The following is a 21,390-nucleotide window of genomic DNA, read 5'->3' on the forward strand; positions in this document are numbered from 1 at the left end:
CTGAGTATAGAAAGGTTGTGTCCATCCATGGCATTAACAGCTGGAATCGTTGGTTTACCTAACGTTGGAAAATCAACATTATTTAACGCAATAACAAAAGCGGGCGCATTGGCTGCAAACTATCCATTCGCAACGATCGATCCAAACGTTGGTATAGTTGAAGTACCTGATGCACGTTTAGATAAATTAACAGAATTAGTGGTACCGAAAAAAACTGTGCCAACTGCATTTGAATTTACAGATATCGCTGGAATTGTTAAAGGTGCCTCCAAGGGTGAAGGATTAGGAAATAAGTTCCTAGCTCATATTCGTGAAGTAGACGCAATTTGTCAGGTAGTACGTTGTTTTGTAGACGAAAACATTACTCACGTTTCTGGTGCAGTAGATCCAATTGACGATATTGAAGTTATTAATCTAGAGCTTGCACTAGCTGACTTAGAATCTGTGGATAAACGTTTACAACGAGTTAGCAAAATGGCGAAACAAAAAGATAAAGAGGCTATGCTAGAGGAGCCAGTGCTTCTAAAAATTAAAGAGCAACTAGAAAACGGTAAACCAGCTAGAGCAGCTGAGTTATCAGATGATGAATTGAAGGTAATTAAAGGTCTTCATCTGCTAACAATTAAACCAATGCTTTATGTAGCAAACGTTTCAGAAGATGAAGTAGCAGATGCAGACAACAACGAGTATGTGAAAAAAGTACGTGAGTATGCATCCGCTGAAGGTGCACAGGTCATTACTATTTGTGCAAAAATTGAAGAAGAAATTTCTGAGTTAGATGATGAAGAAAAAGCTATGTTCTTAGAAGAATTAGGAATTAAAGAATCTGGTTTAGATCAACTAATTCGTACTTCTTATGACTTATTAGGTCTAGCTACTTACTTCACTGCAGGTGTACAGGAGGTACGTGCCTGGACGTTCCGTAAAGGAATGAAGGCACCTCAATGTGCAGGTATTATTCATACTGACTTTGAGCGCGGCTTTATTCGTGCAGAAACAGTGGCATATGATGATCTTCTTGAGGCAGGTTCTCAAGCAGCGGCTAAGGAAGCTGGTAAAGTACGTCTTGAAGGTAAAGAATATGAAGTACAAGATGGCGATATTATGTTATTCCGCTTTAATGTATAAAAAACTTACAAGGGCAATCTAAAATGGTTGCCCTTTTTCGATTGCATCGTTATCAGAATTTTTAATGTATGGAGGCGACTTATGAATGAATCCTGTGCAAATTAAGGAACGTGGTTTAGAGTTTGAGCAGCTGGGGATGCTACCACAAGATGTCTTAGATTATATTTATGAACAACGATTATTCAAATTGTTCACGCCAAGAGAATTAGGTGGTATGGATTTAAATTTAGTAGAAGGTGTAAAGATATTTCAACAGATGTCTACACTTGATGGCAATTTTGGATGGCTCATTACTATTGGTACAGGTGGAAACGCATTTATTCCAACATTCAGTAAGGAAATTTGTGAAAAAATCTATTCTCCTAAAGAAGCAGTTATAGCAGGGAGTGGATATCCAACAGGGATAGCTGTAAAAACAATTGGAGGCTATTATGTAACAGGGCAATGGAAGTATTGTAGTGGTTCTAATTATGCATCAACATTTACGATGAATTGTTTAATTGAAGAAGATGGTATCAAAACCGAAAAAATTATTAGCTGCTCAGTAAATCCACATGATGTAGAAATTTTGAATGATTGGTCTGCAATGGGTTTAAAGGCAACAGCTAGTCATACAATCCGTGTAAACAATGTTTGGGTACCACAGGAAGCTACTTTTCAATTAGGGGTCATCAGAAATGATTATGGCAATTCAGTACATAGCTTTCCATTTACCACTTTTGCAGAGGCTTCTTTTTTAGGCGTTTGTCTTGGGATGACAGAGAATTTTTTAGAAGAAGCTTTTGCTTTAATGAAGCAACGAAATCATGATGGAAGCAGAACTGAACGAATTGGAGCCTTCCAATTTTTATGGATGCAGCAGCATAAACGTTTCAAGCAATGCGAGGAACAGTTTTATGCAACATTATCTGTCTTTTGGCAACAGCATCAAAAAGGTGAACAATTAACGGAAGAGGAATTATCACAATTTACTCAATTGGCTAAGGATATAGCTACTGCATGCTTAGAGATAGCGAATAATTTAATACGCAGTCTCGGTATGGATGCCATTACAGAAACATCTACGATTAACCGTATTTGGAGAAACTTATATACAGCAGCCCAGCATGGATTTTTAACTCCTTAAAGTATAAATAGAATCTGTAGTTGTTCATTTCTAATCTACAGATTCTATTTAATTATGTAGTCTTACTTTAATGATGATCCTTTTCCTGCAATAGATAAACATACAGCTTTGGTAATTTAGGATCATCCTGTACGATAGCATTACGTGGATATTTGCGTAGCTCTTTATACATGGCAAAATCGCCTACAGCTCCAGCTATTAACACCGCCCCTATCAATATTAAAACAGTACTGTTAAGATAAAACCCAACAATGGTTGGGAGTACTCCAGTCATCCAGAATGGCAGTAATAAAGCTTTTTTCATAGCATGGTTGGGGAGAGGTTGCTCAGTAGTTGCATAGGCAATACCTTGCTCTAAATTTACGCCATATTTCAAAGCTTTAAAGGGAACTTTGCCAAAAATCATAAAGCCAATTAAATGAAAAGCCTCGTGTAGGATAATAAAAATTATATACAGCACAACAAATAGTGCTGTGCCACCAATCATCTTCCAAAAAGAAAAATGGAAATCTTTAAAGCAAATATATTGGATGGCAATAAATAATATGACAAGACCACTTGTCATCACAAGATTGTCAATCATTAACTTCTTTAAATCTAATTCGATAACGATAGGCTCCTTATCGTTGGTTAACATGAAGGCACTCCTTTCATAGATAATGAAATATACTGCCATTATATAACGAATTATTAGTTTGTGACTTGAAAGACATGTACCTATATGTTACAATTCATTGATGTGAGTAATAATTAATTACTTGCTCCTTGCTCCCTTAATTAGGAGAGCCTAAGTCCATAAGGAGGTGTAAACAGATGAGAAAATACGAATTAATGTACATCGTACGTCCGAACATTGAAGACGAAGCGAAGAAAGCTTTAGTTGAACGTTTCAACGAAATGTTAACTTCTAACGGTGCAGAAGTCATCGAATCAAAAGAGTGGGGCAAACGCCGCTTAGCTTATGAAATTCAAGACTTCCGCGAAGGTTACTACCAAATCGTAAAAGTAAACGCTACTTCAGATGCAATCAACGAGTATACACGTCTTGCTAACATCAGCGAAGACATCATTCGCCACATTGCAGTTCGCGAAGAAGCTTAATAATTAATTTTTTACAAAACGCTGAAAAGGAGGTTGTATTCTGATGATTAACCGTGTCGTATTAGTTGGAAGACTAACAAAAGATCCTGAGCTACGTTATACACCGAATGGAGTTGCGTCTACAAGATTTACAGTAGCTGTAAACCGTGCATTCTCAAATCAACAAGGTGAACGCGAAGCTGATTTCATTAGCTGTGTTGCTTGGCGTAAACAGGCTGAAAACCTAGCGAACTTCATGCGAAAAGGAAGTTTAATTGGGGTAGAAGGTCGTATCCAGACAGGCAGTTATGAAGGACAAGATGGTAAGCGCGTATACACAACAGATGTCGTGGCGGATAGCGTACAGTTTTTAGAACCCCGTAATGGTAGCGGTGCTCCTGCTCCTCAATATGGTGGACAAACTTACGGTAATAACCAACCGTCATATGGCGGTGGTCAACCACAACAACAGTTTGGTGGCGCTATGCCAGGGCAGGGTTCCTATGGCGGCGATTCGTATCAGCAAAATCAACCACCTATGAATCAGCCGAATTATACACGTGTAGATGAGGATCCATTTGCGAATAGCAAAGGGCCAATAGAAGTATCTGAGGATGATCTTCCATTCTAATGCTTCTAAATGATAAAAAAAGATAAGGAGGAGACACACTATGGCACCACGTCGCGGAGGCCGCAAACGCCGTAAAGTTTGCTACTTCACTGCTAATAACATTACGCATATCGACTATAAAGATGTAGATTTATTAAAAAAATTCATCTCTGAGCGCGGTAAAATTTTACCACGTCGCGTAACTGGCACTAGCGCTAAGTACCAACGTAAATTAACTTCAGCTATCAAAGTATCTCGTATCATGGGATTACTTCCATTCGTAGCAGAAGATAAATAAAATTTATTTATTAATAAAAGCACAACAAGGTTTTCATAACCTTTGTGGTGCTTTTTTTTATTTATACTGTTTTCTCAAATATTGTTGCTATAAAGGAAAGTTAGGATTATTCAACAATCGTGCACGATTGTTGAAGATCGTTATTGAACTTAAAGCACCAGGTTAGTTCAATAAGAAAAAAGAGCTGCATACGCAACTCAATGATTTTCATCTAATCATTAACATATATTTACCCCCTAGAATATATGTTAATGGTATAAAAATTGGATAAATCTTCACAAAATGGAAAAGCTTACAAATGGCACTTGGAGAGGACATTACAGGGGAACAGTTTCTGCTTGGGTTGAATAAATTATCAAATGTAAAATTATTTCAAGCTCACCTATTCGGTGGGCTTGTTTTATTTAAGGAACGATAGATATGGCAAAGGATCAACGATAGGTACCTAAAATGACATTCTTAATTACACAATATAATAAGATTAGATTCGGATAGAAGACTATTGGAAAATATTTTTCCAATTTTTATGCATCGAGCAGTTTTTAGGTAAGATTATTTTCTAAAATTATTTTATATAAAATGTCACCAAATGGTAATTTCATGTGTGTTATAAGTGAAAGGAGTTGATGGATGTTGCAACAATTAGTTTGGTCGAACGAACTAGATATAGAACGAATTGTTGATAAATATGGAAATATGCTTTTTAGAATGTGTCTTGTTATTCTATGCAATGAGAATGACGCAGAGGATGTCGTACAAGACACTTTTATTACCTATCTAACTAAATCTACACCATTTAACGATTCAGAACATGAGAAAGCATGGTTGATTACTATTGCTACAAATCGTTGCAAAAATATGAGAAGGTACAATATTATTCGTAAACATATGGATATCAATGATTTGCAACTATATTGTAAGGATGATGAAAACTATGGTTTAATCGAACATCTTATGAGATTGCCAAATAAACATAAGATTGTATTGTTACTTTATTATGTAGAGGGCTATAAAGTAGATGAAATAGCAAAAATACTTGCCATTACTACTTCAGCAGTTAAAAAACGATTACAACGTGGAAGAGAGCTTATTCGAGAAAGATATCGAAAGGAGAATGAAATATGAACTTTGATAAGATTAAAGAAGCTGTTAATTCTATTGAAATGTCAAAAACTATGAAAAATCGTGTGAAAAAGAATTGCAATATTATAGAAAAGAAAAATTTTAAAGGGCGGATTTCTGTAGCTTGTGCATTTGGATTCCTATTGTTAATTATGATAGGTATTCCATTTTTAGATAATAACGAAAACTTTCGAGTCGCAAATTTTACAATCACAGCTTATGCATTGAGTGATAATGCGAATCAGCCTAATACCAAACTTTCATCAGATAAAGCTACTTTTGAATTATCAACTGAAGCTAGAGGTAGTACAACTGATATAACTGGAGATGTAGGTAATTTAATCTTTACAAAGCTTATGCTAAATATAAGTGGAGAACATATCGACTCAATCACTTATACCATTAGCAAAGGCAAGTTTATAGAGGATGTTACACTTACAGCTAAAGAATATACAGACAAAGACTGGTTATTATCAGAAAAGATATTTATGATTGGAAGTTCGCCTGGTTCAGATATATACAATGGTACAAAGGAAATTGGAAATACCTATACGGTTAAGTATAATGAACAGGATAAATATAAATATTCACTTGCAATTCCTCATGATGGCAATTTGGTAATAGATGACGACATAATAATCAAAGTAATTGTAAAATATACAGATGGAAGCTCTGAACAACAAGATATTGTTGTAACTCAAGAATCAAATTCTATTTCATTAAAGCTTAATTAAAATAATCGAGATGATAATACTACTGTACAAAGAACTAAGTTAACTAGAGAAAAGAAAAACTAGTAGAAAAATCTATAGGATAGATTAGAAACCAAACATTGACGAGGATACTTATTACTCTTGGTAGTATTGTTGGGTACGGAATTTATGTTGAATTTAGTTAAATTAGTTAGTATCATGGGATTACTTCCATTCGTAGTAGAAGATAAATAAGATTGATGACGTTAAGGTAACTGACCTTACATCAATTTTAACTACCAGCATATTACGATATTCGTATCGGTATGCTGGTTTTTTGTTATGGTTAAAAAGAAAATTATCAGCTAGTTAGGTAAAAGTTCGAATTAAAATTGAAAAAATAATGACAATGTACATAGTGATCTAAGTGATTTTTGTTCAATACTATGAAAAAATGGTACAATAAAGGGTAGTAAGTTTGACTGAAAAAAAGGAAGGTTTTCAATGCCGAATAATCAAACAAAAGCGCTTGTACAAGGCTCAATGATGGTTGCACTTTTTACAATTTTGATGCTAATTTCTGCATATGTACCATTCATCTTTATAGTAGCTTTATTATTCGCTCCACTACCGATTGCTTGGTATAGCGCAAATTACAAGCGTTCCACATCAATACTCGTAGCAATAGTAGGCTGTATCCTAACCACTATAACGAGTGGAATATCCATGCTGCCATTTGCCTTTATTTTAGGGCTAGTAGGTGTCGTTATGGGTAACGCCATTTATTTGAAGAAGAGTAAGCTTTATTTATTTATGTCAACGGGGATTGCTAATCTCCTTTCGATGGCAATTGTTTATGTTGCTTATGTAAAGCTTTCAGGGATTGACTTCATAAGCATGAGTTTAGAGATGGCACGTAAAAATTATGAGCAATCTAATGAATTTGCGAAGAATGTAACAGGCCAAGTAGCCATTAATCCAGAGCAGCTTGAGGCAATGTTTAAAACAATTGAACTGACTATGCCTGCAACGATAACAATCTCAGCATTTTTTGCTGCATTTATTATCATTACAGTCAATTTACCAGCTCTAAAACGACTAGGGGTAGATGTTCCAAAATTTGCTCCATTCCAAAATATGAGATTACCACGCTCTATTTTATGGTATTACATGATCGTTTTATGTATTAATTTATTCATGCGTCCTGAGGCTGGCTCTACGCTAGATATTATTGTATTAAATGTTTCTTATATTTTATGGTTGTTACTGATTTTACAAGGAATATCTTTTATCCATTATTTTATCTCTAAAAAGGGGATGCCAAATGGAGTTAAATGGGTAGCAACTTTATTAGCAATTCCATTATCATCCTTTATGATCTTACTCGGTATTGTTGATTTAGGTTTTGACGTACGTTCACTTGTAAAGGGGAAGACTAAAGAATAAGGGGCTGATTGTAATGGGGACATTTAGAAAACGACCAATTCGCTATCCGCTTTTTGTTCTTTCCATATTTGGAACTGTGACGTTCGTGCTTCTATGTATTTGGAATATCGGGATAGGTATCGGTTATGGTGTAGGTTTTGTTTTACTGATGGCCTACACATGGAAAGTAGAGAAGATAGCGTTTGAGGAAACAGAAAAGCACATTGAATCTATCTCCTTCCGTATGAAAAAAGTAGGGGAAGAGGCACTGCTTGAAATGCCAATTGGGATACTGCTGGTTAATGAGCAGTATGAAATCGAATGGTCTAATCCATATATGCAAGGCATTTTAAATATGGAATCATTAGTTGGAGAAGGTATTGTAAATATATCTGATGACATCTATGTATTAATGAAGACCGAGGAGACTAATGAGGCGACGATTACACTACGTGATCGGAAATATCGTGTTTATTATAAAAAAGAGGAACGACTACTGTATTTCTTTGATATAACTGAACAGATTGCCATTGAAAAGCAATACTATGCAGACCGTACAGTAATCGCTATATTGTTTGTCGATAATTACGATGAAATCACGCAAGCCATGGACGATCAACCACGTAGTTTAACCAACACAATGGTTACTTCAATTGTCAATGAATGGGCTGCAGAGCATGGTGTATTTGTCAAACGAATATCATCAGATCGTTTCTTAGCAGTCTTAAATGAATCCATTTTAACGGAGCTAGAAAAGAAAAAATTTGCTATATTAGATACCATTCGAGAAAAAACAGCTCAAAAGAATTTATCATTAACATTAAGTATTGGTGTAGGAGCTGGATCATCCTCATTAGTGGAGCTTGGTGAGTTGGCACAATCCAGTCTTGATCTTGTATTAGGACGGGGTGGAGACCAAGTGGCGATAAAGCAACCTACTGGAAAACTTAAATTCTATGGTGGAAAAACAAATCCAGTCGAAAAACGTACACGTGTTAGAGCGCGCGTTATTTCACATGCATTACGCGATTTAATTCAAGACAGTGACCAAGTGTTTGTTATGGGACATAAAAATCCTGACATGGACTCCATTGGTGCTTCTGTAGGTGTACGGAAAATGGCACAAATGAATGATGTAAAGGGCTATGTCATTATCAATTTTGATGAATTAAATGGTAGCGTTACACGATTAATGAATGAAATAGAGAGTAAATCAGATTTCTATGAAAATTTCCTTACACCAGAGGAAGCCGCTGGTAAAATGACTGAGAAATCGTTGCTCGTTATTGTTGATACACATAAGCCTAATTTAGTAATTGATGCACACCTATTGAAATTAGCTGAAAAGGTGGTTGTAATCGACCATCATCGTCGAAGTGAGGACTTTATTGAAAATCCTACACTCGTTTATATGGAGCCATATGCGTCGTCCACAGCAGAGCTAGTGACAGAGTTACTAGAATATCAGCCGAAACGTGCAAAAATTAATATGCTAGAAGCTACTGCATTACTAGCGGGTATTATCGTTGATACCAAAAGCTTTACACTTCGAACAGGAGCACGTACATTTGAAGCAGCTTCTTACTTACGAACAAATGGTGCCGATACAGTATTGGTCCAACGTCTCTTGAAGGAGGACGTGGACACATATATAGAGCGCTCCAAAATTGTGCAAACAGTTAAGTTCGTAAAACCAGGAGTAGCTGTTGCTGTAGGTGAGGAATCAAAAGTGTATGACTCTGTCTTAATTGCGCAAACAGCCGATATTTTACTAACGATGAAGGATGTTAGTGCATCCTTTGTCATTGCACATCGGGCAGATGGCAAAATTGGTATAAGTGCACGATCACTTGGCGAGGTCAATGTACAGCTAATTATGGAGAGGCTTGGCGGCGGTGGACATTTAACGAATGCTGCCTGCCAAATAGATGCTAAATCCATCGATGGTGTGAAAAAACATTTAGAAGAGGCCATAAATGAGGTCTTTGAAGGGAGTTCTGACTAATGAAAGTAGTATTTTTAAAAGACGTTAAAGGAAAAGGAAAAAAAGGTGAAATTAAAAACGTAGCTGATGGCTATGCACAAAATTTCTTAATCAAGAATGGCTATGCAGCGGAAGCAAATGCGCAAGCTTTAAGCCAAATAGAGGGGCAAAAGAAATTAGAGGCCAAAAATGCTGCTGCCGAATTAGCTGAAGCACAAGCATTAAAGGAAAAAGTAGAAGCACTAACAGTTGAGCTAAAAGCAAAATCAGGTGATGGTGGCCGCTTATTTGGCTCAGTATCTACAAAGCAAATTGCTGATGCATTACAAAAAGTGCACGGCATTAAAATTGACAAACGTAAAATGACTTTACCTGATGGGATTCGTTCACTTGGCTTTACAAATGTTCCTGTAAAACTACATCATGAAGTATCAGCAACGTTAAAAGTCCATGTAACGGAAGAATAAGGAGCGACAATCCATGAGTGAACCGATGATGGACCGCGTTCCACCGCATAACCGGGAGGCGGAGCAATCGGTTATCGGTGCTATCTTCCTTGAGCCACAGGCATTAATAACAGCATCAGAAATTTTATTGGCAGATGATTTTTATTTAAATGCCCATAAGAAAATTTTCGAAACGATGTTGCGCTTGAGTGATCAAGGAAAAGCGATAGATGTTGTAACAGTTACAGAAGAATTATCAGCTAAAAAAGAGATTGAGGACGTTGGCGGGCTTTCTTATTTACTAGAGCTCGCCAATGCTGTCCCTACAGCTGCCAATGTCGCTCATTATGCCAAAATCGTTGAGGAAAAGGCCCTCTTACGTCGATTGATTCGAGTGGCTACGAAAATTGTCGAGGACGGCTATACACGTGAAGACGAAGTAGAGGCATTATTAGGCGAGGCAGAGAAGAAAATGATGGAGGTTGCCAATCGAAAGAATGCAGGTGACTTTAAGCATGTTAAAGATGTGCTAGTGGAAACTTTCGATAATATTGAGCAACTGCAATCACAAAAGGGAGAAGTAACGGGTATCCCGACTGGCTTCCGTGATTTAGATAACATTACTGCAGGCTTTCAACGCAACGATTTAATCATTGTTGCTGCTCGTCCATCTGTAGGGAAAACAGCCTTTGCATTGAATGTTGCGCAAAGTGTTGCTGTACAAGCTCGTGAAAATGTTGCAATCTTTTCTTTAGAGATGGGTGCAGAGCAACTGGTCATGCGTATGCTTTGTGCAGAAGGAAATATAGATGCACAAGTTTTACGTACAGGTGCTTTAACTACAGAAGATTGGGGTAAACTAACTATGGCAATGGGTAGTTTATCGAATTCAGGGATTTTTATTGATGATACTCCAGGTGTACGTATCAATGAAATCCGTGCAAAATGTCGTCGTTTAGCTCAGGAGAATGGACTAGGAATGATCTTAATTGATTATTTACAGTTGATTCAGGGGAGCGGCAAGCCAGGAGAAAACCGTCAGCAAGAGGTATCAGAGATTTCCCGTTCCTTAAAGGGATTAGCCCGTGAATTAAAGGTACCTGTTATTGCGTTATCACAGTTATCTCGTGGTGTTGAGCAACGACAAGATAAACGGCCAATGATGAGTGACTTACGTGAATCGGGAAGTATTGAGCAAGATGCTGATATTGTTGCGTTTTTATACCGTGATGATTATTACGATAAAGAATCTGAGAATAAAAATATGATCGAAATTATCATTGCGAAACAACGTAATGGTCCAACAGGAACTGTTACATTGGCCTTTAAAAAAGAATTCAATAAATTCATTAATGTGGATTGGTCACAAATGCCACCGCCACCGCCACGTGATTAGTCAAGTTACTCGTCATTCAGATAAGTTGCCTATTAGTAATGAAATATTACCCTTAGATTAAATTAATCTGAATGTTCGATAATATTCATACCATTCTGTTATTAAACACGAACGTTGAATCAGATTTTTTGATTTTATGTTCGTGTTTTTTCGCTATTTTTTATTGACGAGTTGTTTCTATCATTGTTACAATAATTGAGGCTTGAAAATTGAGATACAAAGGTATCTAACGGAGGTGCTGATTATGACATCAGTAGTAGTTGTAGGAACACAGTGGGGAGACGAAGGAAAAGGTAAAATTACAGATTTCCTTTCGCACAAAGCCGATGCCATCGCTCGTTTTGCCGGTGGAGATAATGCAGGACATACCATTAAAATTGATGGTGAAACTTATAAATTACATTTAATTCCATCAGGGATATTCTATAAAGATAAAACTTCAGTAATTGGTAATGGATTAGTTGTGAATCCAAAATCATTAGTAACAGAGCTTAAAGGTTTACAAGAGCGTGGTATTAATACAGATAATCTACGTATTTCTAATCGTGCACATGTGATTTTGCCTTATCATATTAAACAAGATATTGCGGATGAAGAAAGTCGTGGAGACAATAAAATCGGCACAACTTGTAAAGGTATTGGACCTTGTTATCAAGATAAAGTAGCACGTATTGGGATCCGTATGGCTGACTTACTTGATAAGGAAATCTTTGAGGAAAAACTACGTCATAATTTAGCCATTAAAAATAAGTTATTTGAGAAATTCTATGAAGTTGAAGGCGTAACATTCGAAGAAATTTTCGAGGAATACTATGGTTACGGACAAGAAATTGCTAAGTATGTTACGGACACGTCTAAAATTTTGAACGATGTCCTTGATGAGGGCGGTAAAGTGCTATTCGAAGGTGCACAAGGAATTTTACTTGATGTCGATCAAGGTACGTATCCATATGTAACATCTTCAAATCCTGTTGCTGGGGGAGTAGCAATTGGTGCAGGTGTTGGGCCATCACGCGTAACAAGCGTTATTGGTGTATCTAAGGCCTATACATCTCGAGTAGGAGATGGGCCATTCCCAACGGAGTTGTTCGATGAAGTAGGTCAACAAATTCGTGAGGTTGGTCGCGAATATGGTACAACAACAGGTCGTCCACGTCGTGTAGGCTGGTTCGACACAGTCGTTGTTCGTCACTCACGCCGTGTAAGTGGCATTACTCATCTTGCTCTTAACTCTATCGATGTTTTATCGGGCTTAGAAACAGTAAAAATTTGTACAGCCTATAACTATAAAGGTGAAACAATCACAGAGTATCCAGCAAATCTTCATATTATTGAACAATGTGAGCCGATTTATGAAGAGCTTCCAGGCTGGTCAGAGGATGTAACAAGCTGCAGAACTTTAGAAGAGCTACCTGAAAATGCACGCCGCTATGTGGAGCGTATCAGCGAACTAACGGGCATTCAAATTGCTACTTTCTCTGTTGGACCTGCACGTGAGCAAACAAACGTGTTAGTGGACGTTTGGGAAGCATAATGAAATAAAATGAAAAGGGCGTGCCAAATGCGGCATGCCCTTTTTTAGTGAATATCTTTCTTCTTAAAGCGACCACCTTTTACCTCGGCGATATTACCGATGGCTAGAAAAGCATTGTCATCTATTTCAGCGACGATTGTTTTTAATTTAGATTCTTCTAAACGAGTAATAACGGTAAATATGACTTTCTTGTCATTCCCCGTATAAGCTCCCTCTCCGTGAAGGAAAGTAACGCCACGACCAAGTCGATCCATAATCGTTTGTCCAATTTCATCAATGTCATCACTTATGATATAAACCGATTTAGATTCTTCTAATCCTTGAATAACAATATCAATCATTTTATAGGCAATATAGTATGCAATGATGGAGTACATGGCTTGCTCCCAATTAAAAATAAATCCTGCCACCGTAAAAATAATGATATTGAAGAACATGATGATTTCTCCAACTGAAAAAGGTGTTTTGCTATTAGCTAAAATAGCTAATATTTCAGTTCCATCCAATGAACCTCCATAACGAATGACAATTCCGACACCAACTCCTAAAATCATTCCTCCAAAAACTGTTGCCAATAATGTGTCTTCCGTAAATGGATGGATATTATGTAAGGCAAGTGTTGAAAATGAAAGTACGGTAATACCTAGACCTGTGGACAATGCAAAGGTTTTACCAATTTGTTTATAGCCTAAAAAAATAAAAGGTAAGTTTAAAATGAAGATGAAAATACCAAGGGGTAATTTTAATAAATGAGATGTGATAATGGAAACACCCACGATACCACCATCCATAATGTGGTTGGGTACTAAAAACAGTTCCAAGCCCAATGCCATTATAATCGCGCCTAGCGAAACCATAATAATTCTTGCAAAAACTTTACGCATGCTATTTTTCTGAGGTCTCAACACTTTTGTTGTGATCTCAGAGGTTTGTGAATCACTCAATTTAATCGCTCCAATCAAATAGTGTACCTTCTATATATATTTTATCGGAATATTAAAAAAGTAAAAAGTATTAAGTCAAAATTCACTTGAAAAAATTTGAGAATAGTATACAAATGATAGTTAAATTGAATTTTAAGAACCAATATATGAATAAAATTACAGTATTTATAAACTATATAAAATATATTCTATGTAACAATAAGTAGATAAATAATACATTTACATTACAAAAGAGTGAAATCGTTCAAACGTCATTTTCTTTATGGTACATTATAGGGGTGCAAAAAATCCTTGTGGGTAAATCATCCTACAGTAGGGTAAAGTTGGAAGGGGCTTTATTGATGAATTCGTTTTGGAAAAGAAAAGAAGAAAACAATAGATTCACCTACAATTTTTCTTCTTTTAAAAAGGCTTCAATCATTGTAGTTTTAATGACAAGCCTAACGATTAACATGGGATTTGCTAAGGAATATAACAAAGAAAACTTAAATAAAATTTACCACGTCTATGTGGGGAATGAATATATTGGTGCAGTATCTGATGAGAAAGCAATTCAAGAAATAATTGCATCAAAAGAAAAAGTGGCAAGTCAGCAATTCAAAGGTTTATCCATTGATGCTAGCTCAGCTGTTAAAATAATCCCAGAACAAGTATTTACAAATGAAACAAAAGATGCAGAAACATTATCAAAACTTAAGCAATCTTTAGTGGCCAAATCAGATGCCTTTACATTATTAGTAAATCACAAACCAGTAGTATCACTAAAGAATACGGAAGCTTATGAGAAAACTGTTCAAATGTTAAAGCTACAATATGTTTCTCAGCAAGAATTAGATAACTTATCAAAACGCCAAGCTAGCAATAATCTACCAGAATTAAAAGATGGTGAGGCTAGACTTCTAAATGTTTCCTTTAAACAAGGCGTTTCAGGGTTATCACAAAAAGTGACACCAACTGATATATTATCACCTGAGCAAGCCGTGAAGTTTTTAATGACAGGCTATCTTGAGCAAGAAACATATAAAATTGAATCAGGAGACGTGTTAGGGTCAGTTGCTAAAAAACATAATTTAACAACAAGTGAACTACTAGCTCTAAATCCTGGTATTACTGTAGATACAGTTTTACAAATTGGACAAGAAATAAATGTTACTGTGGCAAAGCCATTTGTAACACTTGAAGTAAAAAAGGAAAAGAAAGTTGCGGAAGTCATTCCGTTTAAAAAAGTAATTGAAGAAGATCCTACAATGTATAAAGGTGAAAAGGTCATCAAGCAAGAAGGTGTTAATGGAAAAAAAGAAACAACTTATGCATTAACATCTGAAAATGGTACACAGACATCAAAAGTTGCCTTAGAGGAAAAAATACTTCAACAACCAGTAGATGAAATTGAAGTAGTTGGTACAAAGGTTATTTCTTCACGTGGAACTGGAGAATTTGCATGGCCAGCAGTCGGGGGCTATATTTCAAGTGGTATGGGTGAACGTTGGGGAGCCTTCCATCGTGGTATTGATATCGCTCGACCAAGTAATTATAATATCTTAGCTGCTGATAATGGTGTAGTTGTTGCTGCTGGCACTTCTGGCACCTATGGTAATCGTATTGTTATTAATCACAATAATGGTTTTACAACACTTTATGGACATTTATCTTCAATTAATGTTGAAGTCGGACAAGTAGTGGAAAAAGGTTCTGTGATTGGTATTATGGGTTCCACTGGAAATTCGACAGGTACACATTTGCACTTTGAAGTTGAAAAGAACGGTTCATTAGAAAATCCGTTATCTTATGTAGGCCGATAAAACATGTTGAATAGAAGGCAGTCCGAATAATGGACTGTCTTTTTCTATTATTTCCCGAGAAATAATTGTTGAATTACATCGCTTTTTGTCACAGTATTAGAGGGATTGAATATCGATTAATGCATAGAATCCGAAAGCATGATAGAGTTAAGAGTAGTGAATTTACAAATACACATTGTTTAAGAATAGATAAGAAGCGAAAGGGAGAGTATGTATGAATAAAACAATTTTAGTTGTTGATGATGAGAAACCAATCGCAGATATTTTGCAATTTAATTTAATTAAAGAAGGCTATAAAGTTATTTGTGCTTATGATGGTGATGAGGCATTAAAGAAAGTAGAGGAAGAGCAACCAGATTTAATGCTTTTAGATATTATGCTGCCAAAGCGTGATGGAATGGAAGTTTGTAGAGAAGTACGTAAAAAATATGATTTTCCGATTATTATGCTAACAGCTAAAGGCTCTGAAATTGATAAAGTATTAGGATTAGAGATGGGTGCAGATGATTATGTCACAAAGCCATTTAGTACAAGAGAGCTGATTGCACGTGTAAAGGCTAATATGCGCCGTTTACAAGTAGTCGCTCCAGCAGCAGAAGAGGCTGAGGAGGAGTCGAATGAGATTGTCGTAGGTTCGCTTGTTATTCAACCAGATGCTTATTTAGTAATGAAGCGTGATGAAGCAATTGAATTGACACATCGAGAATTTGAGTTACTTCATTATTTAGGGAAACATATTGGACAAGTAATGACACGAGAGCACCTCCTACAAACAGTATGGGGCTATGATTACTTTGGTGATGTACGAACTGTTGATGTAACAATTCGCCGTTTACGTGAAAAAATTGAGGATAATCCTAGTCATCCCGCTTGGATTGTCACACGACGTGGTGTAGGTTATTATTTACGAAATCCTGAACAGGAGTAATAGGAATGCAGAAAGTGAGCTTCTTTAAATCCATTCATGTCAAACTAGTGCTGATTTATATTTTATTAATATTGCTTGCTTTACAAATTATCGGTATCTATTTCGCTCGTGAATTAGAAAGAAATTTGAAGAGCAACTTCCAAGATTCCATTTTTCAGCGAGTTGACTTGATGCAATATAGTCTTCGTGAGGAAATTTTAAAGGAACGCGATGAAAGCATGCCTAAACTAGAGGAGAGCCTAAAATCAATTGTTATGGAGTTTTCTACTGGTTTAAGGGATGTTTCAAATGGTGATATTTTAGAAATTCGTGTCATTGACAATAGACAAAGAATACTTGCAACATCTGAGCTTGAAAACCAAAATTTAATAGGTCAGCGCTCTAATACTGACCTTGTACGTCGAGCGATATCTGCCGAAACATTGTTTGATATTATTAAGCTGGACAATAAGACGAGAAATCGTGTGTGGGTATTAGCGAATCCCATTCGTGCGGGTGCAGGACCAGACGATGAAATCATTGGTGTACTCTATATTGAAGCCAATATTGAATCAGTTTTTGAACAAATGAATGATATTAATCAGATTTTCCTTGGTGGTACGGCAATGTCCTTGGTCATTACCATCTTCTTAGGTATTCTTGTGGCAAGAACGATTACACAGCCTATTGCTGATATGCGAAAGCAGGCTCAGGCAATGGCGAAGGGGAACTATTCTCGAAAGGTACGTGTATATGGTACAGATGAAATCGGCCAACTAGCCATCACCTTTAATCATCTAACCAATCGTTTGCAGGAAGCACAATCGACCACAGAAGCTGAACGTCGAAAGCTAGATTCAGTTCTAAGTAATATGACAGATGGTGTAATTGCAACAGATCGTAAGGGACGTATTATTCTCATTAATGACCCTGCATTGGAATTACTGCATATTTCAAGAGATATTACATTAGGACGTCCTATCGCCTCTGTATTGGGGATTGATCAGGAATATAGTTTTGAAGACTTAATTCATATGAATGATGCCGTGAATTTAAACTTCAGTACAGCGGATGCTCCCTATATACTTCGTGCTAATTTCTCTGTTATTCAAAAAGAAACAGGCTTTATTAATGGTCTGATTACTGTTTTGCACGATATAACAGAGCAAGAAAAGATTGAAATGGATCGTCGGGAATTCGTATCGAATGTATCACATGAGTTAAGAACGCCATTAACAACAATGCGCAGTTATTTAGAGGCACTTGCAGATGGTGCATGGAAAGATGAAAATATTGCTCCTACGTTTTTAAATGTGACACAAACCGAAACAGAGCGTATGATTCGTCTAGTAAATGATTTACTGCAGTTATCAAGAATGGATAGTTCAGATTACGAGTTGAATAAAGATATTGTCTTATTTAATTCATTCTTTAACCGCATTATAGACAGATTTGAAATGTCTAAGTCTGACAAGGTACATTTTGAACGATTATTCCCTGAAACCTCCTTTTATGTAGAAATTGATACGGATAAAATCACACAGGTTATTGATAATATCATTTCCAATGCTATTAAATATTCTCCAGATGGTGGCAATATTCGCTTTGGCTTTACGGGACAGGATGACATGTTGAAAGTCATGATTTCAGATGATGGCATGGGTATTCCTAAAGAAAATGTTGGCCGTATTTTTGATCGCTTCTATCGTGTGGATCGTGCCCGTGCTCGTTCTATGGGAGGAACAGGCTTGGGATTAGCTATTGCGCGGGAAATGATTGAAGCACACGGCGGTAAGATTTGGGCTGAAAGTGAAGAAGGACAGGGTACAACAATTTTCTTCACATTACCATATGATGCAGATGAATTTGGTGAGGCAGGTGAGTGGGAATGAAATATATAGAGCCAGTTAAATCTGTTGTATTATTTCTACTTGTTATGCTGAGTGTGATTTTAACTTTTTTAATTTGGACCTATACACCTGATTATAAATATATTGAAAAAACAGAGGGCGAGGAAATTTTAATTAAGCCGCAAAAGGATATGGAGGATATTATTCGACCATACAAGGCTATTTTCCGATCTGAAGAAGAGTTTACAGGCACAGTTTCTAATGCAGCTATGAAAGACATGATGAAAGTATTTAAAGGCTGGAATGTTTTAGATTTGGTGTCTGTAAACAATAATCTTTCTGCAAACTATGTGAATCAAATTATTGGCGCAGATCATCGAATGACAATATTTTTTACAGGAGAGATTCCTTTTTCAGCTTTTAACACAACCTTTCAGTTCACTGATAAGGAATTACCAGAAACAACGTTCAATCGTATGATTATAGATTGGAGTAATTACAATAGTAAAGAATTGATGTTGTATTACATTAGTGGTAATAACCAATCATTATTCCGCTCACATGTCAGTGTGCCAAACATGAATCAATTTATACAGGAAGTCATAGAGCCTGCCAAAAAATATGAGGTTTTTAAAGAAGTAGAAAGAGAAGGCTATACATCTCTTTATTTGGCGAACAGTAATATTGAATCTGTAAAATATACGTATTTTATTGAGGATATTACGCCAGAACTATTTAAAAATGTATTATTCCCAGATCCAAATATTGTGCAGCGGAATGTGGAAAGTGCATCCTCTGAAAAATATACAGATGGTATGTCGTTAATGACCCTAGAAACAAATCTTAAATCATTAAACTATGTTTATCCTGCTGCAGAAAGTAGTATTAGAGTCGAGCCATCCAAGCTTTTAAAGGATAGCTTTGAATTTATTAATGAGCATGGAGGATTTACCGCAGATTTCCGCTATGCTTCATCCAATACCAATAAAAATCAAATAGATTATCAAATGTATTTGCAAGGTTTCCCTGTCTATAGCAATCATGTCATTACACGAATGACAACGATTTGGGGAGATAGTCGAATTTTCCATTATAAGCGTCCATACTTCTCATTGGATATGGATATATCATTGGAGAAAGAAATCAAAGAGTTAGCATCAGGTGCGGAGATCGCAGAGAGATTAAAAAGCGCTAACAGTATTCCTCTGTCTGATATCGATGAAATCGTCTTAGGCTATTATTTAACACAAAATCAAGAACAGAATATATTTATATTTGAACCTTGTTGGTTTGTTATTCGTAATGGTACATGGACTAAACTGACTCCTGAAGTATTAGGAGGTGTTAAAAATGGATTGGAATAGAACAAAATCTATTTTTATATTCGTTTTTTTAATACTGAACATCTTCTTGTATTCACTTTATGTCAATCGCTATAATGAAGCAAAAGATATTGAGGTACCAGGTGAAAGAACAATAGAAGCTCGTTTAAAGGATGATAATATTACGTACGGCACATTACCAAATAATATTGAATCTGCTTCGTATATGACAGCTCAAGTGCATAAATTCACACCAGCCGAATTTAATAATAGTAACCAGCAAGTTAAATTTAAGGATGATAATAATACAAAGGCTCGTGTTATTTTTATGAGGCCTGTTAAATTACGTAATGTAAGTGATGACGCAAGCTTTACAGATTTTGTCCTAGCAAACATCATTGAAGGTGCATCTTATGCTTTATGGAAAATAGACCGCGAAGAACGAGTCGCAATTTTTTTCCAAAAGACAAACAATCGAATGTTCTATTATAGTGGTTCATTAAAAATAAAATGGAATGCTAATAACGAAGTAACAATGTATGAGCAAACAATGATTGATAATATTGAAGAAATGGAACAGCAGGAAACAGTTATTCCACCACTTCAAATTATTCAAACTTTGTATGCAAAGGGACCGCTCAAGCCTGATTCTCGCATTACACAAATGAAACTAGGTTACTCAACGCTTGTTAAATTAACACGTACTCAGGTATTGGTGCCAACATGGGAAGTTCAAGTGAAATTATCTGATGGGACAAAAGAGGAGTACTTTGTGAATGCAGTAGAAGGTAAAGTCATCGAAATCCAGGAGGACAAGCAAGAGAGCGAAGAAGAAGACTGGGGAGTTGAATAATGCGATTTAGTGTTTTAGCAAGTGGCAGTACAGGGAATTCGATTTATGTAGAGAATGACGATCATGCTTTTATCGTTGATGCGGGTCTTAGTGGGAAAAAGATGGAGCAGTTATTTACAAAAATCGACCGTAATATGAAGCAGCTCAGTGGTATCTTTGTTACACATGAGCATAGTGATCATATTAAAGGAATTGGTGTACTGGCACGGAAATATAATGTACCAATTTACGCAAACGCCAAAACGTGGCAGGCAATGGATGGGCTTATTGGGGACATTCCTGTAGAGCAACGTTTTGAATTTGAAATGGATACAGTGAAGCATTTTGGTTCTTTAGCTGTTGAATCCTTTGCTGTTTCACACGATGCAGCAGATCCAATGTTCTATACTTTTCATGAAAATGATCGCAAGCTTGTTATTATTACAGATACAGGCTATGTCAGTGATCGTATGAAAGGAATTATTCGAGGCGCTGATTCTTTTGTCTTTGAAAGTAATCATGATGTCAATATGCTACAAATGGGACGCTATCCTTGGTCTATTAAACGTCGTATTTTAAGTGATGTAGGACATGTGTCTAATGAGGATGCAGCAATTGCAATGAGTGAGGTTGTATTTGATAAGACGACCAATATTTATCTTTCACATTTAAGTAAAGATAATAATATGAAAGAGCTAGCACGTATGAGTGTCGCACAAACCTTACAATCTTGTGGCATCCTTGTTGGTGAGCATGTTCATCTATTTGATACGGATGCAGAAGAACCAACAAAATTGGTGACGGTTTAATCATAGGCTATTTAGACAAAATTTGAAGCTGTTCAACGCATACAAAAATGCATTGAGCAGCTTTTTTTATGCCTATTTTATTT

20 protein-coding genes are annotated in these 21,390 nt (G+C 36.3%); 18 read left to right on the forward strand and 2 right to left on the reverse strand.

The window, feature by feature from the left end:
• Window positions 1-27 precede the first annotated feature (27 nt).
• Both ychF and NY607_RS16530 read left to right on the forward strand, forming a co-directional pair.
• A complete protein-coding gene (gene ychF, locus NY607_RS16525; protein WP_131521724.1) occupies window positions 28-1,128 on the forward strand; it encodes a redox-regulated ATPase YchF in 1,101 nt (366 codons plus the stop codon).
• 85 nt (window positions 1,129-1,213) lie between these two features.
• Window positions 1,214-2,254: an acyl-CoA dehydrogenase family protein gene (locus NY607_RS16530; RefSeq protein ID WP_259420010.1), complete on the forward strand. Its 1,041-nt coding sequence runs from the start codon at window positions 1,214-1,216 to the stop codon at window positions 2,252-2,254.
• A gap of 67 nt (window positions 2,255-2,321) precedes the next feature.
• Here the strand turns inward: NY607_RS16530 and NY607_RS16535 are convergent, their stop codons facing one another.
• Window positions 2,322-2,891: a DUF3267 domain-containing protein gene (locus tag NY607_RS16535; protein ID WP_131521726.1), complete on the reverse strand. Its 570-nt coding sequence runs from the start codon at window positions 2,889-2,891 to the stop codon at window positions 2,322-2,324.
• Window positions 2,892-3,067: 176 nt separating this feature from the next.
• On the opposite strand from NY607_RS16535, the gene rpsF reads away from it, so the two are divergent.
• The 10 genes from rpsF to NY607_RS16585 all read left to right on the forward strand — a co-directional run bounded on the left by rpsF (window position 3,068) and on the right by NY607_RS16585 (window position 12,841).
• A complete protein-coding gene (gene rpsF, locus NY607_RS16540; RefSeq protein ID WP_016992320.1) occupies window positions 3,068-3,355 on the forward strand; it encodes a 30S ribosomal protein S6 in 288 nt (95 codons plus the stop codon).
• Between the two features lie 43 nt (window positions 3,356-3,398).
• A complete protein-coding gene (gene ssb / locus NY607_RS16545) occupies window positions 3,399-3,965 on the forward strand; it encodes a single-stranded DNA-binding protein (protein ID WP_048395233.1) in 567 nt (188 codons plus the stop codon).
• A 40-nt stretch (window positions 3,966-4,005) separates the two neighbouring features.
• Complete coding sequence (gene rpsR / locus NY607_RS16550; RefSeq protein WP_012296211.1) at window positions 4,006-4,242, forward strand: 30S ribosomal protein S18; 237 nt, start codon at window positions 4,006-4,008, stop codon at window positions 4,240-4,242.
• A 630-nt stretch (window positions 4,243-4,872) separates the two neighbouring features.
• Complete coding sequence (locus NY607_RS16555) at window positions 4,873-5,367, forward strand: RNA polymerase sigma factor (RefSeq protein ID WP_131521727.1); 495 nt, start codon at window positions 4,873-4,875, stop codon at window positions 5,365-5,367.
• Window positions 5,364-6,098, forward strand: a complete 735-nt coding sequence (locus NY607_RS16560; protein ID WP_131521728.1) for a hypothetical protein — start codon at window positions 5,364-5,366, stop codon at window positions 6,096-6,098. Before NY607_RS16555 ends, NY607_RS16560 begins: the two co-directional genes overlap by 4 nt.
• Before the next feature lie 462 nt (window positions 6,099-6,560).
• Window positions 6,561-7,502 carry a YybS family protein gene (locus NY607_RS16565; RefSeq protein ID WP_066038355.1) on the forward strand — a complete coding sequence of 314 codons (942 nt, stop codon included), beginning with the start codon at window positions 6,561-6,563 and terminating at the stop codon, window positions 7,500-7,502.
• A 13-nt stretch (window positions 7,503-7,515) separates the two neighbouring features.
• The gene (locus NY607_RS16570; RefSeq protein ID WP_004233367.1) at window positions 7,516-9,486 is read left to right on the forward strand and encodes a DHH family phosphoesterase; all 1,971 of its coding nucleotides are present in this window, start codon (window positions 7,516-7,518) and stop codon (window positions 9,484-9,486) included.
• Window positions 9,486-9,932 (forward strand): 50S ribosomal protein L9, encoded by a 447-nt coding sequence (rplI, locus tag NY607_RS16575; RefSeq protein ID WP_004233368.1) that lies wholly within the window; start codon window positions 9,486-9,488, stop codon window positions 9,930-9,932. Before NY607_RS16570 ends, rplI begins: the two co-directional genes overlap by 1 nt.
• Window positions 9,933-9,945: 13 nt before the next feature.
• Window positions 9,946-11,307: a replicative DNA helicase gene (gene dnaB, locus NY607_RS16580; RefSeq protein WP_004233370.1), complete on the forward strand. Its 1,362-nt coding sequence runs from the start codon at window positions 9,946-9,948 to the stop codon at window positions 11,305-11,307.
• A gap of 244 nt (window positions 11,308-11,551) precedes the next feature.
• A complete protein-coding gene (locus tag NY607_RS16585; protein WP_004233375.1) occupies window positions 11,552-12,841 on the forward strand; it encodes an adenylosuccinate synthase in 1,290 nt (429 codons plus the stop codon).
• Between the two features lie 44 nt (window positions 12,842-12,885).
• Here the strand turns inward: NY607_RS16585 and NY607_RS16590 are convergent, their stop codons facing one another.
• On the reverse strand, window positions 12,886-13,725 hold the full coding sequence (locus NY607_RS16590; RefSeq protein ID WP_227744975.1) for a YitT family protein: 840 nt from the start codon (window positions 13,723-13,725) through the stop codon (window positions 12,886-12,888).
• Window positions 13,726-14,126: 401 nt separating this feature from the next.
• Between NY607_RS16590 and NY607_RS16595 the strand changes: the two genes are divergently transcribed.
• The 6 genes from NY607_RS16595 (at window position 14,127) to NY607_RS16620 (ending at window position 21,307) form a co-directional block, all read left to right on the forward strand.
• Complete coding sequence (locus NY607_RS16595; RefSeq protein ID WP_259420011.1) at window positions 14,127-15,587, forward strand: peptidoglycan DD-metalloendopeptidase family protein; 1,461 nt, start codon at window positions 14,127-14,129, stop codon at window positions 15,585-15,587.
• 214 nt (window positions 15,588-15,801) lie between these two features.
• Window positions 15,802-16,515: a response regulator YycF gene (yycF, locus tag NY607_RS16600; RefSeq protein ID WP_036077923.1), complete on the forward strand. Its 714-nt coding sequence runs from the start codon at window positions 15,802-15,804 to the stop codon at window positions 16,513-16,515.
• A gap of 5 nt (window positions 16,516-16,520) precedes the next feature.
• On the forward strand, window positions 16,521-18,386 hold the full coding sequence (gene walK, locus NY607_RS16605) for a cell wall metabolism sensor histidine kinase WalK (protein ID WP_131521732.1): 1,866 nt from the start codon (window positions 16,521-16,523) through the stop codon (window positions 18,384-18,386).
• Window positions 18,383-19,708, forward strand: coding sequence for a YycH family regulatory protein (locus tag NY607_RS16610; RefSeq protein WP_048395247.1), 1,326 nt, complete (start codon window positions 18,383-18,385; stop codon window positions 19,706-19,708). The genes walK and NY607_RS16610 overlap by 4 nt, the downstream gene beginning before the upstream one ends.
• Window positions 19,695-20,519 carry a two-component system regulatory protein YycI gene (locus NY607_RS16615; protein ID WP_048395249.1) on the forward strand — a complete coding sequence of 275 codons (825 nt, stop codon included), beginning with the start codon at window positions 19,695-19,697 and terminating at the stop codon, window positions 20,517-20,519. Before NY607_RS16610 ends, NY607_RS16615 begins: the two co-directional genes overlap by 14 nt.
• Window positions 20,519-21,307, forward strand: a complete 789-nt coding sequence (locus NY607_RS16620) for an MBL fold metallo-hydrolase (protein ID WP_048395252.1) — start codon at window positions 20,519-20,521, stop codon at window positions 21,305-21,307. The genes NY607_RS16615 and NY607_RS16620 overlap by 1 nt, the downstream gene beginning before the upstream one ends.
• Window positions 21,308-21,390 lie beyond the last annotated feature (83 nt).

It is taken from the genome of Lysinibacillus sp. A4 (assembly GCF_024919535.1).
In the GTDB taxonomy this organism is placed as follows: Bacteria; Bacillota; Bacilli; order Bacillales_A; family Planococcaceae; genus Lysinibacillus; species Lysinibacillus capsici.

Coding starts and splice junctions, on each gene's coding strand:
- NY607_RS16595 (WP_259420011.1), top strand. CDS start 14,127: ATGAATTCGTTTTGGAAAAGAAAAGAAGAAAACAATAGATTCACCTAC.
- NY607_RS16530 (WP_259420010.1), top strand. CDS start 1,214: ATGAATCCTGTGCAAATTAAGGAACGTGGTTTAGAGTTTGAGCAGCTG.
- NY607_RS16570 (WP_004233367.1), top strand. CDS start 7,516: ATGGGGACATTTAGAAAACGACCAATTCGCTATCCGCTTTTTGTTCTT.
- dnaB (WP_004233370.1), top strand. CDS start 9,946: ATGAGTGAACCGATGATGGACCGCGTTCCACCGCATAACCGGGAGGCG.
- ssb (WP_048395233.1), top strand. CDS start 3,399: ATGATTAACCGTGTCGTATTAGTTGGAAGACTAACAAAAGATCCTGAG.
- NY607_RS16590 (WP_227744975.1), bottom strand. CDS start 13,725: ATGCGTAAAGTTTTTGCAAGAATTATTATGGTTTCGCTAGGCGCGATT.
- yycF (WP_036077923.1), top strand. CDS start 15,802: ATGAATAAAACAATTTTAGTTGTTGATGATGAGAAACCAATCGCAGAT.
- rplI (WP_004233368.1), top strand. CDS start 9,486: ATGAAAGTAGTATTTTTAAAAGACGTTAAAGGAAAAGGAAAAAAAGGT.
- NY607_RS16620 (WP_048395252.1), top strand. CDS start 20,519: ATGCGATTTAGTGTTTTAGCAAGTGGCAGTACAGGGAATTCGATTTAT.
- rpsF (WP_016992320.1), top strand. CDS start 3,068: ATGAGAAAATACGAATTAATGTACATCGTACGTCCGAACATTGAAGAC.
- ychF (WP_131521724.1), top strand. CDS start 28: ATGGCATTAACAGCTGGAATCGTTGGTTTACCTAACGTTGGAAAATCA.
- NY607_RS16585 (WP_004233375.1), top strand. CDS start 11,552: ATGACATCAGTAGTAGTTGTAGGAACACAGTGGGGAGACGAAGGAAAA.
- NY607_RS16565 (WP_066038355.1), top strand. CDS start 6,561: ATGCCGAATAATCAAACAAAAGCGCTTGTACAAGGCTCAATGATGGTT.
- NY607_RS16535 (WP_131521726.1), bottom strand. CDS start 2,891: ATGTTAACCAACGATAAGGAGCCTATCGTTATCGAATTAGATTTAAAG.
- NY607_RS16610 (WP_048395247.1), top strand. CDS start 18,383: ATGAAATATATAGAGCCAGTTAAATCTGTTGTATTATTTCTACTTGTT.
- rpsR (WP_012296211.1), top strand. CDS start 4,006: ATGGCACCACGTCGCGGAGGCCGCAAACGCCGTAAAGTTTGCTACTTC.
- walK (WP_131521732.1), top strand. CDS start 16,521: ATGCAGAAAGTGAGCTTCTTTAAATCCATTCATGTCAAACTAGTGCTG.
- NY607_RS16615 (WP_048395249.1), top strand. CDS start 19,695: ATGGATTGGAATAGAACAAAATCTATTTTTATATTCGTTTTTTTAATA.
- NY607_RS16555 (WP_131521727.1), top strand. CDS start 4,873: ATGTTGCAACAATTAGTTTGGTCGAACGAACTAGATATAGAACGAATT.
- NY607_RS16560 (WP_131521728.1), top strand. CDS start 5,364: ATGAACTTTGATAAGATTAAAGAAGCTGTTAATTCTATTGAAATGTCA.